Annotated in this window: 16 protein-coding genes and 1 pseudogene; 9 read left to right on the top strand and 8 right to left on the bottom strand. The window is 61.0% G+C overall.

All coding sequences use genetic code 11. The annotated features are described in order from the left end of the window. Positions 1-85 precede the first annotated feature (85 nt). Both ACPYOI_RS30945 and ACPYOI_RS30950 read right to left on the bottom strand, forming a co-directional pair. The gene (locus tag ACPYOI_RS30945; protein WP_481419972.1) at positions 86-1234 is read right to left on the bottom strand and encodes a DnaJ C-terminal domain-containing protein; all 1149 of its coding nucleotides are present in this window, start codon (positions 1232-1234) and stop codon (positions 86-88) included. A 243-nt stretch (positions 1235-1477) separates the two neighbouring features. Next, complete coding sequence (locus ACPYOI_RS30950; RefSeq protein WP_481419966.1) at positions 1478-1936, bottom strand: RT0821/Lpp0805 family surface protein; 459 nt, start codon at positions 1934-1936, stop codon at positions 1478-1480. 66 nt (positions 1937-2002) lie between these two features. Between ACPYOI_RS30950 and pdxH the strand changes: the two genes are divergently transcribed. Then, a complete protein-coding gene (gene pdxH / locus ACPYOI_RS30955) occupies positions 2003-2623 on the top strand; it encodes a pyridoxamine 5'-phosphate oxidase (RefSeq protein ID WP_481419965.1) in 621 nt (206 codons plus the stop codon). A gap of 19 nt (positions 2624-2642) precedes the next feature. Here pdxH and ACPYOI_RS30960 read toward each other — a convergent pair whose 3' ends face one another. Beyond that, on the bottom strand, positions 2643-3683 hold the full coding sequence (locus tag ACPYOI_RS30960; RefSeq protein WP_481423825.1) for a polysaccharide deacetylase family protein: 1041 nt from the start codon (positions 3681-3683) through the stop codon (positions 2643-2645). Between the two features lie 222 nt (positions 3684-3905). On the opposite strand from ACPYOI_RS30960, the gene ACPYOI_RS30965 reads away from it, so the two are divergent. After that, positions 3906-5183, top strand: coding sequence for a serine hydrolase (locus ACPYOI_RS30965; RefSeq protein ID WP_481417794.1), 1278 nt, complete (start codon positions 3906-3908; stop codon positions 5181-5183). A gap of 75 nt (positions 5184-5258) precedes the next feature. Further along, positions 5259-5558, top strand: coding sequence for a pyrophosphatase (locus ACPYOI_RS30970; protein WP_481417795.1), 300 nt, complete (start codon positions 5259-5261; stop codon positions 5556-5558). A gap of 7 nt (positions 5559-5565) precedes the next feature. On the opposite strand, the gene ACPYOI_RS30975 is transcribed toward ACPYOI_RS30970, so the two are convergent. The 5 genes from ACPYOI_RS30975 to ACPYOI_RS30995 form a co-directional block, all read right to left on the bottom strand. Continuing rightward, a complete protein-coding gene (locus ACPYOI_RS30975; protein WP_481417796.1) occupies positions 5566-5970 on the bottom strand; it encodes a DUF2442 domain-containing protein in 405 nt (134 codons plus the stop codon). A 51-nt stretch (positions 5971-6021) separates the two neighbouring features. After that, entirely contained in the window at positions 6022-6195 is a 174-nt protein-coding gene (locus ACPYOI_RS30980; protein ID WP_481417797.1) for a DUF4160 domain-containing protein, read from the bottom strand. A 30-nt stretch (positions 6196-6225) separates the two neighbouring features. Continuing rightward, a complete protein-coding gene (locus ACPYOI_RS30985; RefSeq protein WP_481417798.1) occupies positions 6226-6726 on the bottom strand; it encodes a GNAT family N-acetyltransferase in 501 nt (166 codons plus the stop codon). Between the two features lie 17 nt (positions 6727-6743). Further along, the gene (gene tldD, locus ACPYOI_RS30990) at positions 6744-8159 is read right to left on the bottom strand and encodes a metalloprotease TldD (RefSeq protein ID WP_168828628.1); all 1416 of its coding nucleotides are present in this window, start codon (positions 8157-8159) and stop codon (positions 6744-6746) included. Between the two features lie 76 nt (positions 8160-8235). Continuing rightward, entirely contained in the window at positions 8236-8841 is a 606-nt protein-coding gene (locus ACPYOI_RS30995; protein WP_481417799.1) for an invasion associated locus B family protein, read from the bottom strand. 328 nt (positions 8842-9169) lie between these two features. Between ACPYOI_RS30995 and coxB the strand changes: the two genes are divergently transcribed. The 6 genes and pseudogenes from coxB to ACPYOI_RS31025 all read left to right on the top strand — a co-directional run. Next, positions 9170-10060 carry a cytochrome c oxidase subunit II gene (coxB, locus tag ACPYOI_RS31000; protein WP_481417800.1) on the top strand — a complete coding sequence of 297 codons (891 nt, stop codon included), beginning with the start codon at positions 9170-9172 and terminating at the stop codon, positions 10058-10060. 19 nt (positions 10061-10079) lie between these two features. Beyond that, a complete protein-coding gene (gene ctaD / locus ACPYOI_RS31005) occupies positions 10080-11765 on the top strand; it encodes a cytochrome c oxidase subunit I (protein WP_481417801.1) in 1686 nt (561 codons plus the stop codon). Between the two features lie 60 nt (positions 11766-11825). Continuing rightward, positions 11826-12782: a heme o synthase gene (locus ACPYOI_RS31010; RefSeq protein WP_481417802.1), complete on the top strand. Its 957-nt coding sequence runs from the start codon at positions 11826-11828 to the stop codon at positions 12780-12782. Then, positions 12782-12919 (top strand): hypothetical protein, encoded by a 138-nt coding sequence (locus ACPYOI_RS31015; RefSeq protein WP_168828633.1) that lies wholly within the window; start codon positions 12782-12784, stop codon positions 12917-12919. Before ACPYOI_RS31010 ends, ACPYOI_RS31015 begins: the two co-directional genes overlap by 1 nt. Before the next feature lie 4 nt (positions 12920-12923). Continuing rightward, complete coding sequence (locus ACPYOI_RS31020) at positions 12924-13532, top strand: cytochrome c oxidase assembly protein (protein ID WP_481417803.1); 609 nt, start codon at positions 12924-12926, stop codon at positions 13530-13532. A 62-nt stretch (positions 13533-13594) separates the two neighbouring features. Further along, positions 13595-13787: pseudogene (locus ACPYOI_RS31025) on the top strand (cytochrome c oxidase subunit 3); the annotation flags it as partial.

Consider the following 13787-nt stretch of genomic DNA (forward strand, 5'->3'; position numbering starts at 1 on the left):
GGCATAGGCCGTTCACCGGTTCAAGATTGCGAGCAATCATCAACTGTTAGGTATGGTAACAAAGGGTGCGCTTGTCACCAAAATTTCACAAAAACAGCCCTTCGCGCATGCTTCTCATGAGATCCGTGACTTTATCGTCCGGTTTTTCCCACAGCATAATGCGCAACTCCACGACCAGATCGCCTCTTTCGCCATTGTCGTCGGGCAAGCCCTGATTGGGGATTCGGACCGTCTTGTCCGATCCCGACCAGGCGGGAACCGTTATGTCGACCGGCCCGTTCGGTGCCTCGATGCGTGCCTGGGTGCCGAGAACGGCATTCTCGAGCGTCAGGGGTAGTACGGTGTGGAGATCGAAGCCATCGACCGTAAAACGCGGGTCCGGTGCGATGTGGACGCTGATGATCGCGTCGCCGCGTTGCATGTTCGGCAGCTTGTAGCCCTGACCTTTCAGCCGTACCTGATGGCCCTCCCGCGTGCCGGCCGGCAATGCGAAACCTGCCTCGCGGCCTTCACCGAGCTGCACGTTGATCCAGTTGCCCTTCAGAATGTCGTCTATCGTCACGGTTGCCTGCGCGAGCTGGTCCGGTGCCTTTTCCGGGGCGGGCGCGCTGCTGGTGAAGCGGCGCACGAGCGATGTCAGCATGCTCAAGGGCTGAAGAATACCGTTGGCTGGAGTAGCCGTCTCCGCACTCTCTTCCTGTGCCTTTGCTGTTTCTGCTTCGGTCTTCGCCGTTTCCGCATCCGCACGCCTGCCGGCGTTTGCCTGTGTGCTGGCGGCCGCGGCACCCGCGGCCTTGGTTTGCGCACCAAAGATGCGCTCCACCACATCCTCTGGGGCTTCCGGGCTGGCGTGCTGCTGTTTTGCCGTCTCGGCAGCGGCCTTCGCCGCCTTTTGCGCGTTGGCGCGGGCGAGTTCTTCCATGACCCGTTCGGCATTTGCCTGCGCCGCCTTGGCGCGGGCCGCCGCCTCGCGGGCGGCTTGGCGCTGCTGCATGATCGTCTCGCCGTTCACGCGCGCCTCAGCCATGCGGGCGGCCGTGTCGAAAAGGCTGCGTTTCTTGGGGTCCTTCAGTGTCTCATAGGCACGGCCGACCTCGGCGAAACGAGCGGCTGCCGTTGGATCGCCCTGATTATGGTCCGGATGAACGGCCTTGGCCTTGCTGCGCCAGGCTGCCTTGATCTCGTCTGTCCCCGCGTCCTGAGGGACGCCCAAAACCTTGTAAGGATCGCGCATATAGTAAACTGCCGTTTCCGATGCAGCGTGCCCGTCCTTGCCCAGCACGCCGAAAGCCAATAACAACTCATGCGCATGCCGGAAAACCGGAACACGCGCCTGCAAGCCGATCGTGCGTCAGAGTTGCTAATCAGTCCTTATTTTAAGGACGAGGAATGCGGCTTTCGCTGCAAATGGTTAGCTTTTTGCTAAGCATGCGACGCGCCCGCTCGCCGCGGTTAAGCATAGCGTGAAATGAAATGATCAGCCTTCAGGCTGAAAGCTCAGCAGCTGCCAGTTGCCGCCGCCGACGAGGCAGGTTTTCCCGTAAAACTTGGCGATGCCTGCATAGGAGTGACGCGTCGTGCGGAACTGGCGGCAGACCTGGCCGGCATCGTTGTTTTCGACGATCGTGTCGATGACCCCGGCGCTGCCGGTGGAGGAATTCGCCCAGGGAAGCGGCTGGCCGGCAATTTTTCCGATGTCGGCGGAGGTGACCGCGTTGCGAACGGTCATTTCGTCGGAGAGCGTGTCCGTGCTCGGCGCTGCCTGCGGCACGGTGCCGGTAGCAACCGAACGGTCCACCTTCGAGTCGCTCAGGAAATCAAAGCCGCCCGTCATGCAGCCCGAAAGCGACAGCATCGCCGTTGCAATAACCAACAGCGCGCCGCAACGATGCGACAAGGCCTTTGTATGGCGATGTGACTTTGCTATGACTTCCACCCTGCGTCCTGTCCAGTCGTGAATAGCTGGGCATTTAACCGATAAACCCGGGGCATTTGAGCTAATATGTCGGCAAATGAGTTAACAAGCGGTGACTTTACCGAACGCGACGAGCCATTCAAGCTTTTCGCGGAATGGCTGAAAGAAGCCGAGGCTTCCGAGATAAACGATCCGAATGCCGTAGCACTTGCGACGGTCGATGAGGATGGCCTGCCCAATGTCCGCATGGTCCTCCTTAAGGGATTCGATAGCGAAGGATTCGTCTTCTACACGAATTTCGAAAGTCAGAAAGGCCGCGAACTCCTCGGACAGAAAAAAGCAGCCATGTGTTTCCACTGGAAGACGCTGCGCCGGCAGGTGCGCCTGCGCGGTCCTGTGGAGATCGTAACGGACGAAGAGGCAGACGCCTATTTCAAAACGCGAGCCCGCGGCAGCCGCATCGGCGCCTGGGCTTCCAAGCAGTCGCGCCAGCTGGAAAGCCGCTTTGCTCTGGAAAAAGCCGTGGCGGAATATACCGCGCGCTATGCCATCGGTGAAATTCCGCGGCCGTCTTATTGGTCCGGTTTCCGCATCAAGCCGGTTTCGATCGAGTTCTGGAAAGACCAGAACTTCCGCCTGCACGACCGCGTCGAGTTCCGCCGTACTGCGCCGGAGGGCGATTGGGAAAAGGTGCGGATGTATCCGTAACCCGGTTTACGTCCTGATCCTACCGGCCGATCAGCTTCAGCGGTATGCCGGAGGCGAGTGCCGAAACATACCGCGGCTTCTGGTAAAGGCCATTGAGCGAGAGCCGCGGCAGGTAGGTCGTGCCGCCGGGCAAGCCGGGTTGCATGATACCGGGCTGGGTCGTCACCGCCACCTTGAACCCCATCTCGGCCGCGATCGCCGCCTCCCGACGGGTTGTGGCCTCGCGCGTGCCGTACGGAAAGGCGATCGTGCCGGGCCGCTTGCCGGTGATTTCCGTCACGTGATCGGCCGAAAGTGCCATTTCCTCCCGCGCTTCGGCTTCGGGAAGGCGTGCAAGCGCGCGGTGGCTGATCGTATGCGCGCCGAGGGAGGCCAGCGGGCTCGCTTCGAGCAGATTGAGTTCTGCCGGCCCCATCACGAGATCGTCGACGAGTTCCTCTGGATCGATGCCGTGGTCGCGGGCGAGCCTGTCGATCTTTGCGGTCGCCAAGCTCTCGTCGGTGCGGTGAACGTGGTTTGCAAATCGTGAGAATGCCCGGTACTGGTCGGCCGATGTCGCGAGAGTGATGCTCTCCTCGCCTGCGCCGAAATCGAAGCGCACTGTTTCCGCCTTCCGCAGGACAGGGGCAAGCGTCTCCCACCAGATCGTATGGGTGCGTTCGGTAAGACCCTTCGCCACGAACACGGTGAAAGGCGCGGCGTGCTTCTCGAAGATCGGATAGGCGTAAACGAGGTTGTTCCGATAGCCGTCGTCCAGTGTGAAGGCTGCAAATGGCTGATCGCCTCGCTGGCCGGACAGCAATGCCGGAACCTCATCCAGCGCGACGAACCGGTAGCCGTCCCGCGCAAGCCGCGTCAGCGCCGCGTCGAGAAACTCCGGCGTAACTTCCAGATGCGCATTCGGCTCGAAAGCGTGCGGCTCGTGCGGTCTGACATGGTGCAGGGTGAAGATTGCGCCGCGCCCGCGTGCGTTGCGCATGAGCCCGGTAGCCGCAAGCAGATGTGCGGCTTCGAGGCCGCATTTGATGACCATCCGCTTCGCGCGACTTTTCCACAGCATCCGTTTGCCGCCTCCCAGATAACGCGAGAGCCTAACAATTATGATGTTAAGCCTTGCTGAACGTTGCATTTCCGGACGAAATCTTTAGGGTCCGTTCACCAAGAAAAGAGAAAATTCAAAAATCCGTGGCCGTTGCTCCTAGAGTCGCGCCAAATCCGCGCTTCTGTCGCAGAACGGTACATATATTGGCTTCGCCGCACGCGGCACTTGATTGAGGGAAAAATGAAAAGATTGCTGGCCGCATTTCTTTCCGTGGCGTTTGCCGTTTCGGCACCGATCGCGGCCATGGCCGGCAGCGCCTCCCTCATCCTTGACGCTCGAACCGGAACGGTTCTCGCGTCCGAGAATGCCGATGTGCTGAATTATCCCGCGTCGCTCACCAAAATGATGACGCTTTACCTGACCTTCGAGGCGCTGAAGCGCGGCAAGATCGGTTGGGAGACCCCGATCGTCATGTCCAAGTACGCAGCCAGCCGTCCGCCGACCAAGCTTGGCGTGAGGGCAGGTGGAACGATCACGGTGCGCGAGGCCGTCTATGGCATGATCGTGAAGTCTGCCAACGACGCGGCCGCCGCGATGGGCGAAAAGCTTGCGGGCTCCGAAGACAATTTCGCGCGTGTCATGACCCAAAGGGCGCGCCAGCTCGGCATGAGCCGCACCACGTTTTACAACGCTTCCGGACTGCCGGACAGCCGTCAGGTGACGACGGCCCGCGACATGTCGATGCTTGGCGTCGCGCTGCTCAGGAACTATCCGAACGAGTATCGCCTTTTCTCGATGGTCTCCTTCAATTTCAGAGGTAAGACGGTCCGCGGCCACAATAACCTGATGTATCGCTATCAGGGCATGGATGGCATCAAGACGGGTTACACCAATGCTTCCGGCTTCAATCTCGTGAGTGCAGTTCAAGATGGCAACCGTCGCGTCGTCGGCGTTGTCCTCGGCGGCCGCACGGCTCGCAGCCGCGACGCTCAAATGGCAGCACTTCTCGACAAGTATCTCGGCCGCGGATCCAACGGCGGTACGCTCGTTGCCCGCGCCGGTGCCAAGCAGCAGGTCGAGGTTGCCTCCGCCGCCGACACCGATGTTTCTCTCCCGGGCGTCGCGTCTTCTGCGATGGCGCCGGCTAGCGGGCGCCCCGCCAAAATTCCGTTCGCTCTCGGCTACTCCAACACCGCAGCCGTTCCCACGGACCGCCCGGCGGCCCTTAATGAAATCGCCAATGCCGGCAAGCCGCAGGCTCCGGCCAGCGGCTGGCAGATCCAAATTTCGGCCGCTCCGAGCGCCGAGGCTGCCCGCGCGCTCCTCTCGCTGGCAAAGTCCGAAGGCGGCGCGCCGCTGAAGTCGGCGTCTCCCTACACGGAAGCTGTCGGCACCGGCACCAACGCCGTCTACCGGGCGCGCTTCGTCGGCTTCGACAGCAAGGACGCTGCCACGGCAGCCTGCGAAGCGCTCAAGAAGCGCTCCTACGACTGCGTGCTGCTCGGCGATCACAGCTAAGCTCCGAACGGTAGAGCTGTTGGACAATCCGGACGAATCGACGTTTTCCTTTCTTGGCACAAAAGGAGAACGCTGATGCTTGCCGAAGTCGCGGAAAAATTCGAATCCTCTTCCCGCCGCTATGCCGAGGCAAATGGCATCGAAAGGGATCCGGACTGGTATCTCCTGAAGCTGCAGGAAGAAATGGGCGAACTCACGCAAGCCTGGAACCGCGTGAGCGGAAGAGGGCGCCTGAAAGGCAAGACGCCCGACGAGCTGAAGCGCGACCTTGCCGACGAGACGGCCGACATGCTCGGTCATATCCTGCTCTTCGCCCGTCACAACGGCATCGACCTTACGCCCTCGATCGAGCGCAAGTGGCTGTTCAGGCCTTGAAAGGCATTCAGCCCACGGCCTTGCGCGGGCGTCCGCCTTTTGCGCCATTGGCTCTCGCCGCTTCCGCCTTTGCCGCCGATCTGGCGCTGCCCGCACGGCGGGCCATATAGGATTGTGTTCCGAATATGCCGGCGAGAAACCGGGGCACCGAAATATCGACGTCGAGCGCCTCCCAATGGAGTCCATATCCGGCGCCGAGTATTTCGACCTCCGTCAGATCGTTGTCTTTGGCTTCCTCAAGGCCCTGCACAAGGTGGGGCGGGAATGCGAAAGTGCACCCGTTGGTGAGATCAATAATCATTCTGTCGCTGCGCGCGTCATAGCGCGCGGAGAGCGCCCGGGGTTCATTGACGCGGTTGCGGTTGCCGCGCTCTAGGGCCTCATCAATTTCCCTATCCGTCAGATTAGCCATGGATATTCCTCCATCGTTCAAGGAAGGCATCCTGTTGATCTTCAACAATCTTCATGCCCGGCGCAGGTCGCCACGCTTCATGCCGTCGGCCCAAATCAGCGCGGGCTGCCCGTCAGCGCCGAGGAGGTTGATCTTTGCTTCTCCGTCGCCGAAGACATGCACTGGTTCATGGTCGTCGACGAAGATCACGAACCTCAGCCCATCGGCCCGGAAGATTGTCACCATGACCGAAAATAACCTATCGCGTTGGGTTTTTCAAGATTTCCAGCTGACAGTCCGCCGGTAGAACTTATTGTCCACCGCCATCACGGGGAAGGAGCGGGGTAGGTCGGCGCGGGTGATCTCGACGAAGCCGTTCTTTTCGTAGAAGCGATGCGCGGCGAGGAATTTGTCGGTCGTGCCGAGAAAGACCTCCCGAATGCCGTTGGCTTCGACATGGGAGAAGAGCGCATTCAGCAGCCTCGCCGCGACGCCATGCTCGCGGCCGCGCACGACCGCGGCGACGAACATCTTGCGAAGCGCCGCCTGGTTGTTGCCGATGTCCTTGAGGCCGACCGTGCCGACGATGACGCCGTCAAGCTCGGCCACCCAGAACTGGCCCTTGCGGGACTGGTAAAAATCCGGGATCACCTGCAGATCCGGCTGGTCGTCGGCCGTGATCGCGATACCGAATTCGTTGCGCTGGATCGGCAGGATAACCGAGAAGACGCCATCGATGTCTGGGGCGGCGAAGGGTCTGATCTTGATATCGCTCATCACTGCCTCCGGACGGGTCAGGCCTGCGTGCCCCCGACGGTCACTTGGTCCATGCGAAGGTGCGGCTGGCCGACGCCGACCGGGACCCATTGGCCGGCCTTGCCGCAATTGCCGATGCCGGTGTCGAGCTTCATGTCGTTGCCGATCATCGACACACGCTTCATGGCGTCCGGACCGTTGCCGATCAGCATCGCACCCTTGATCGGTGCGCCGATCCTGCCGTTTTCGATGAGGTAGGCTTCGGTGCAACCAAAGACGAATTTCCCAGACGTGATATCCACCTGTCCGCCGCCGAAGGAGACGGCGTAGATGCCCTTCTTCACCGAGGCGATGATCTCTTCCGGCGTCTTGTCGCCGCCGAGCATATAGGTGTTGGTCATGCGCGGCATCGGCACATGCGCATAGCCCTGACGCCGGCCGTTGCCGGTCGGCTGCATCCCCATCAGGCGGGCGTTCTGCCGGTCCTGCATGTAGCCGACGAGCTTGCCGTTTTCGATGAGCACGTTGTATCCGGACGGCGTCCCTTCATCGTCGATCGTGATCGAGCCGCGGCGGTTGTCGATCGTGCCGTCGTCGACGACGGTGACGCCGGGGGCGGCGACCATCTGGCCGAGCAGGCCTGCAAAGGCCGATGTCTTCTTGCGGTTGAAATCGCCTTCGAGACCGTGGCCGACAGCTTCGTGCAGCATGACGCCCGGCCAGCCAGAGCCGAGCACGACGTCCATCGTGCCGGCCGGCGCCTCGATCGCTTCGAGGTTGACGAGCGCCTGGCGCAAGGCTTCATCCGCGCCGTACTGCCAGCTGCCCTGCGCGATGAAATCGCCAAAGCCGATGCGACCGCCGCTTCCATAGGAGCCGCTTTCCTGCCGGTCGCCTTCACCCACGATGACGGAGATGTTGATGCGCGTCATCGGACGGATGTCGCGCACGCGATGGCCGTCGGCGCGCAGGATATCCACGACCTGCCAGCTCGCGGCGACCGATGCGGTCACCTGGCGCACCTTGTCGTTCTTGCCGCGCAGATATGCGTCGATATCGGTCAGGACCTTCACCTTCTCTTCGAAAGTCGGCGAGCCGATCGGATTTTCGTCAGTATAGAATTTCTTGTTGGTGCCCTGAGGGGCTGCCGCGTAGCTGCCGGAGTAGCCTTTCGTGACGGCGCCCACGGCATCTGCCGCGCGCTTCAATGCCGCAACCGAAAGATCGCCCGCATGTGCGTAGCCGACGGCTTCGCCGGCGACGGCGCGAAGGCCGAAACCCTGCTCCGTGTTGAAGCTGCCGCCCTTCAGGCGGCCGTTGTCGAACATCAGCGATTCCGCCTGCGCATGCTCGATGAAGAGTTCGCCGTCATCCGAGCCGGAAAGCGCCTCGGCAACGAGTTTACGCATCGCCGCTTCGTCGGCGTCGAACAGCGTCAGCAGGTCGGTATTCATGGTCGTATTCTCCGCTTCGAAGCAGGAACGCTTCCAGGCCGATGTAGGTCCGCAGAGCAGCTGGAGCAAGTCCTTATCAGGGCAGCGCGTCGTAGCCTTCCGCAAAGCCCTTGAGATCGACCGGAATGCCGATGCCTTCTTCCGGGGTCTGGAAGACGATGAAGGTGGCGCTCTTGCCGCTGCGGAAAGTCTTCAGAAGCTCGTCCTCGAGAACGACCTCCGCATAGCAGCCGTCTGCAAAGCAGCGCACGAAGTAGGCGCGGCCGATATCCTTGCCGTCGACATTGAGACCGAGCCCGTTGGGCAGCAGCACGCCGAGCGGCGCCAGCACGCGGAGAATCTTCGATTTCCGGTCGGCGGTCTTCAGCACGACGACGGAGAGGCCGACTTCGGGCCGGTCCTCGGCGATCACGTTCTGCATCAGCGCGCACTGCTCAGCGGAGGCGCCGGCTGGCTTGTCGCAGACGACCGACCACGCGCCGTGATTGGACTTAACCGTTCCGGGGGCCTGCGGCTGACTCTGGCCGGGCGCTGCCTGCTGCGGGGCGGTGGGCTGCGCCGGCGCTGGCTGTGGGGCAGGGGGCTTCGGTGCCGGCTGCTGCTGGGCGAGTACGGGTGCTGTCGCGGCGGCGGCGATGCTGATGGTCAGAATGAGCGACCGCGCGAGGGAATGGAAACCCATGGAAACCTCTGGAATTCGAATCAGTGCCGCTATTGTTGAAGGCCACCATTGCAAATGAAAAGCCCCACCCCGTCAAAACCGGGGGACTGCGGCAGAAATAGGACCTTCGCCGATAATGCCGGAAGGGATTCACCGGCGATTGCTTTTCGTAGGATGGTGGAATCTTCGGCAATGCTTCGTGTTGCAGCCGAATTCGGCCTTGGACGAAAATGCCGCATATACAATTGCTTTGGCTAGTTGCGGTTGATGGCAAACTGTGGTTTGACACGACGGAGGATGGAAGGACTGCGTCGGGCTCGACGCCGGTCTGGTTTAGGGAGATATTGAGGTGATTAAGAAGGCTTATGCAGCCGTGACCGCTTTGGTCTGTCTGCTTTTTGCTTCAGCCAGTTTAGCCGATCAGCCGATGCCGTGGCAGGCCACGCTGCAGCCGGCCGCAACGCCGATAATGCGGGAAATCCGTTGGTTCGAGCAGTATACGCTGTGGTTCATCGTTCCGATCACGCTGTTTGTCCTGGTGCTTTTGATCGTCGCCTGCGTCAAGTTCCGCGCTAGCGCCAATCCGGTACCGTCGAGGACAAGCCATAATACGATCATCGAAGTTATCTGGACCGTAGGGCCGGTTCTTGTTCTTCTCTTCCTTGCCGTTCCGTCGTTCAATCTTCTGACGGAGCAGCTCACCCTTCCGGAAAATCCGGATATCACGCTGAAGGCGACTGCCACCCAGTGGCAGTGGAATTATGAGTATGAGGGCACCGGCGATTCACCGCTCGCTTTTGACTCCTATCTGCTGAAGGAGCCGGATCGCGCCGCTGCCGGCAAGACCGATCTTGCCGCCTATCCGCGCCTGCTCGCAGTTGACAATGAGGTCGTGCTGCCGGTCAACAAGACAGTCCGTGTTCTCGTAACCGCCGCGCCGACCGACGTCATCCATGCCTTCGCAATGCCGTCCTTCGGCGTCAAGATCGATGCTGTTCCGGGCCGTCTCAATGAGACCTGGTTCAAGACCGAGCGCGAAGGCCTGTTCTATGGCCAGTGTTCCGAGCTCTGCGGCAAGGACCACGCATTCATGCCGATCGCCATCCGCGTCGTCTCCGAGGACAAGTACAAGCAGTGGCTCACGGCCGCCGCTACGGACCTTCCTGGAGCTTACAAGGCCCTGATGGCCGCCACCGATGGTCCGGCAAAGTCTGTCGACGTCGCCGAAAACGTTCAGTAATTAGAAGGGGATCGCGACAATGGCTGGACCTTCCGCTCACGATCATTCTCATGACGCCCATGCGCATGACGATCATCACGACCACTCGCACAAGCCGAGCTTCGTCAATCGCTGGTTCTTCTCGACGAATCACAAGGACATCGGCACGCTCTACCTGATCTTCGCGATCATCGCCGGCATCATCGGCGGTGCGCTGTCCGTCGCCATGCGCATGGAACTGCAGGAACCGGGCATCCAGATCTTCCACGGCCTGGCCTCGATGGTCTACGGCTTCGAAGGCGACGCCGCGATCGACGGCGCCAAGCACATGTTCAACGTGTTCACCACCGCTCACGCCCTGATCATGATCTTCTTCATGGTCATGCCGGCGATGATCGGCGGTTTCGCCAACTGGATGGTGCCGATCATGATCGGCGCGCCGGACATGGCCTTCCCGCGCCTGAACAACATCTCCTTCTGGCTGATCGTTCCGGCCTTCCTGCTGCTCGTGCTCTCGATGTTCGTCGAGGGCCCCGCGGGCGCTTATGGCGCAGGCGGCGGCTGGACGATGTACCCACCGTTCGCAACCGTCGGCCAGCCGGGCCCGGCCGTCGACCTGGCGATCTTCTCGCTGCACATTGCTGGTGCCTCGTCGATCCTCGGCGCGATCAACTTCATCACCACGATCCTGAACATGCGCGCTCCGGGCATGACGCTGCACAAGATGCCGCTCTTTGCCTGGGCGGTTCTGATCACCGCGTTCCTGCTGCTGCTCTCGCTGCCGGTTCTGGCAGGCGGCATTACAATGCTGCTCACCGACCGCAACTTCGGCACGTCCTTCTTCGCGCCGGAAGGCGGCGGCGACCCGATTCTCTACCAGCACCTGTTCTGGTTCTTCGGTCACCCGGAAGTCTACATCCTGATCCTGCCGGGCTTCGGCATGGTCAGCCACATCATCTCGACCTTCTCGAGAAAGCCGATCTTCGGCTATCTCGGCATGGCTTATGCTATGGTGGCGATCGGTGCCGTCGGCTTTGTCGTCTGGGCCCACCACATGTATACGGTCGGGCTGTCGCTCGATGCCCAGCGCTACTTCGTCTTCTCGACGATGGTCATCGCCGTTCCGACGGGCGTCAAGATCTTCTCGTGGATCGCGACGATGTGGGGCGGTTCGATCAGCTTCCGCGTGCCGATGGTCTGGGCGATCGGTTTCATCTTCCTGTTCACGGTCGGCGGTGTGACGGGCGTTCAGCTGGCGAACGCCGGTCTCGACCGTTCGCTGCACGACACTTACTACGTCGTGGCCCACTTCCACTACGTTCTGTCGCTCGGCGCCGTGTTTGCCATCTTCGCTGCATGGTACTACTGGTTCCCGAAGATGAGCGGCTACATGTACAACGAGTTCGTTGGCCACCTGCATTTCTGGGTTATGTTCATCGGCGTCAACCTGGTGTTCTTCCCGCAGCACTTCCTCGGGCTTGCGGGCATGCCGCGCCGTTACATCGACTATCCGGATGCGTTTGCCGGCTGGAACTTCGTTTCCTCGGTCGGCTCATATATCTCGGCTTTCGGTGTGCTGATCTTCCTCTTCGGCGTTTTCGAAGCCTTTGCGAGGAAGCGCGTCGCGGGCGACAATCCTTGGGGCGAGGGTGCCACCACGCTCGAATGGCAGCTGCCTTCGCCGCCGCCGTACCACCAGTGGGAACAACTCCCGCGTATTAAGTAAGAACTGAATTTCGGCGCCGCATGCAGATGCGGCGTCCGGGCTTGAATGTAGGACGAAGGAATGCCGGTCATAAACAGTCACGAGGTGCTTGCGGAAGAGGGGGAATATCGCCTGTCGGAAGCCAGTGCGCGCGATTATTTCGAGTTGCTGAAGCCGCGTGTGATGTCACTCGTGGTCTTCACGGCGTTTGCCGGTCTGGTGCTGGCGCCCGGCCACATCAATCCTCTTCTGGGCTTGATCTCGGTCCTGTGCATCGCAGTGGGTGCGGGCGCCTCCGGCGCGCTCAACATGTGGTACGATGCCGATATCGACGCCATCATGACCCGCACTGCACGCCGGCCGATCCCGGCCGGCCGCATCAGGCCGGGGGAAGCGCTGGCCTTCGGCCTCGTGCTCTCGGGCTTTTCGGTCACCATCCTTGGCCTTGCCGTCAACTGGCTTTCGGCCTCGATCCTCGCCTTCACGATCTTCTTCTACGTGATCGTCTACACGATGTGGCTGAAGCGCTCGACGCCGCAAAACATCGTCATCGGCGGTGCCGCCGGCGCCTTTCCGCCGATGATCGGCTGGGCCTGCGTGACGAACTCGGTGACGATCGAGAGCACTGTTCTGTTTCTCATCATCTTCCTATGGACGCCGGCGCATTTCTGGGCGCTGGCGCTCTTCAAGATGCGCGATTACGAAGCGGTCGGCGTGCCGATGCTGCCGAACGTGTCCGGTGAGCGCACGACCAAACACCAGATCGTCGCCTATGCGGTGCTGACGGCGGTGTGCGCTGTCATCCCTTCCGTCCTCGGCTTTGCGAGCATTGGATATGGCCTTGTCGCGGCCGCGCTCGGCGCGTTCTTCATATACTGTTCCATCGCCGTCTGGCGCATGCCGGATGGCGATCTCAAGATGATCCCGGCAAAGAAGCTGTTTGCATTCTCGATCTTCTATCTATTCGCGATCTTCTCTGCCCTGATGCTTGACCGGCTCGCCTGGCTGCTGGTCTCCCAGACGGGGGGGCTCTTCTGATGGAAACCGTCAAGCTCACCGAAGCGCAGCGCAAGTCGCGCCGCAACCGGAACGTCGCTCTCGGCCTCGTACTTGGAGCTCTCTGCGTTCTCTTCTACGCCGTCACGATCGTGAAGTTCACGGGGCACGGAGGCTGAACCGATGAGTGAGAGCGCAAAGGCACCGGCGAAGCAGGGTCGCAACAACGGCGCCGTCGTCTTCATGTGCCTGAGTTTCGTCGTCGGCATGGGAGCCATGAGCTTTGCCGCCGTGCCACTGTATCGCATGTTTTGCCAGGTGACCGGCTATAACGGCACGACGCAGCGCGTCGATCAGGCTTCGAGCGTTATTCTCGATCGCACGATGCGCGTCACCTTCGACGCCAATGTGGCGCCGGGTCTGTTCTGGAATTTCAAGCCGGTCCAGCGCGAGGTCAATCCGCGCATCGGCGAGACCATCCAGGTCAACTTCGTGGCCGAGAACCGTTCCAATGAAACGCAGCGTGGCCAGGCGGTCTTCAATGTCACGCCCGGCGAAGCGGGAGCTTACTTCAACAAGGTCCAGTGCTTCTGCTTCAACGAGACCGACCTGAAGCCGGGCGAGAGGCTCGAGATGCCGGTGGTGTTCTACATCGATCCGGATATTACCAAGGCCGTCGAGTCGAAAGACATCCACACGGTCACGCTATCATATACGTTCTACCCGAAAGAAGGTCCCAAGCCTGTGGCTTCGAATGCGGGTGGAGCAGAGAAAGTTGAAAAGAAACTTTGATTGAGACTCGTTTCCGGCCATGCCCGGAGACGATGCGAAGGCAGACATTCGGGGGAGCTGACATGGCCGATGCGCATCAGAAGAATCACGACTACCACATCATCGACCCAAGCCCGTGGCCCATTCTGGCCGCGATTGGTGCCTTCATCGTAACCTTCGGTGGCGTCGGCTACATGCGCTTTCTGAATGGCGGGTCGCTGCACCTTTTCGGCATCGAATGGGCTCAGCCCTGGCTGTTCTTCATCGGCCTCGCGC

Source organism: Rhizobium sp. SVR5-2C (assembly GCF_056755115.1).

Bases quoted from the DNA above. Each gene is read 5' to 3' on its own strand.
- ACPYOI_RS31020 (WP_481417803.1), top strand. From the start codon at position 12,924: ATGAGTGAGAGCGCAAAGGCACCGGCGAAGCAGGGTCGCAACAACGGC.
- ctaD (WP_481417801.1), top strand. From the start codon at position 10,080: ATGGCTGGACCTTCCGCTCACGATCATTCTCATGACGCCCATGCGCAT.
- ACPYOI_RS30985 (WP_481417798.1), bottom strand. From the start codon at position 6,726: ATGAGCGATATCAAGATCAGACCCTTCGCCGCCCCAGACATCGATGGC.
- tldD (WP_168828628.1), bottom strand. From the start codon at position 8,159: ATGAATACCGACCTGCTGACGCTGTTCGACGCCGACGAAGCGGCGATG.
- ACPYOI_RS30975 (WP_481417796.1), bottom strand. From the start codon at position 5,970: ATGGCTAATCTGACGGATAGGGAAATTGATGAGGCCCTAGAGCGCGGC.
- ACPYOI_RS30965 (WP_481417794.1), top strand. From the start codon at position 3,906: ATGAAAAGATTGCTGGCCGCATTTCTTTCCGTGGCGTTTGCCGTTTCG.
- ACPYOI_RS30945 (WP_481419972.1), bottom strand. From the start codon at position 1,234: ATGCGCGATCCTTACAAGGTTTTGGGCGTCCCTCAGGACGCGGGGACA.
- pdxH (WP_481419965.1), top strand. From the start codon at position 2,003: ATGTCGGCAAATGAGTTAACAAGCGGTGACTTTACCGAACGCGACGAG.
- ACPYOI_RS31015 (WP_168828633.1), top strand. From the start codon at position 12,782: ATGGAAACCGTCAAGCTCACCGAAGCGCAGCGCAAGTCGCGCCGCAAC.
- ACPYOI_RS30980 (WP_481417797.1), bottom strand. From the start codon at position 6,195: ATGGTGACAATCTTCCGGGCCGATGGGCTGAGGTTCGTGATCTTCGTC.
- ACPYOI_RS30970 (WP_481417795.1), top strand. From the start codon at position 5,259: ATGCTTGCCGAAGTCGCGGAAAAATTCGAATCCTCTTCCCGCCGCTAT.
- ACPYOI_RS30960 (WP_481423825.1), bottom strand. From the start codon at position 3,683: ATGCTGTGGAAAAGTCGCGCGAAGCGGATGGTCATCAAATGCGGCCTC.
- ACPYOI_RS31010 (WP_481417802.1), top strand. From the start codon at position 11,826: ATGCCGGTCATAAACAGTCACGAGGTGCTTGCGGAAGAGGGGGAATAT.
- ACPYOI_RS30995 (WP_481417799.1), bottom strand. From the start codon at position 8,841: ATGGGTTTCCATTCCCTCGCGCGGTCGCTCATTCTGACCATCAGCATC.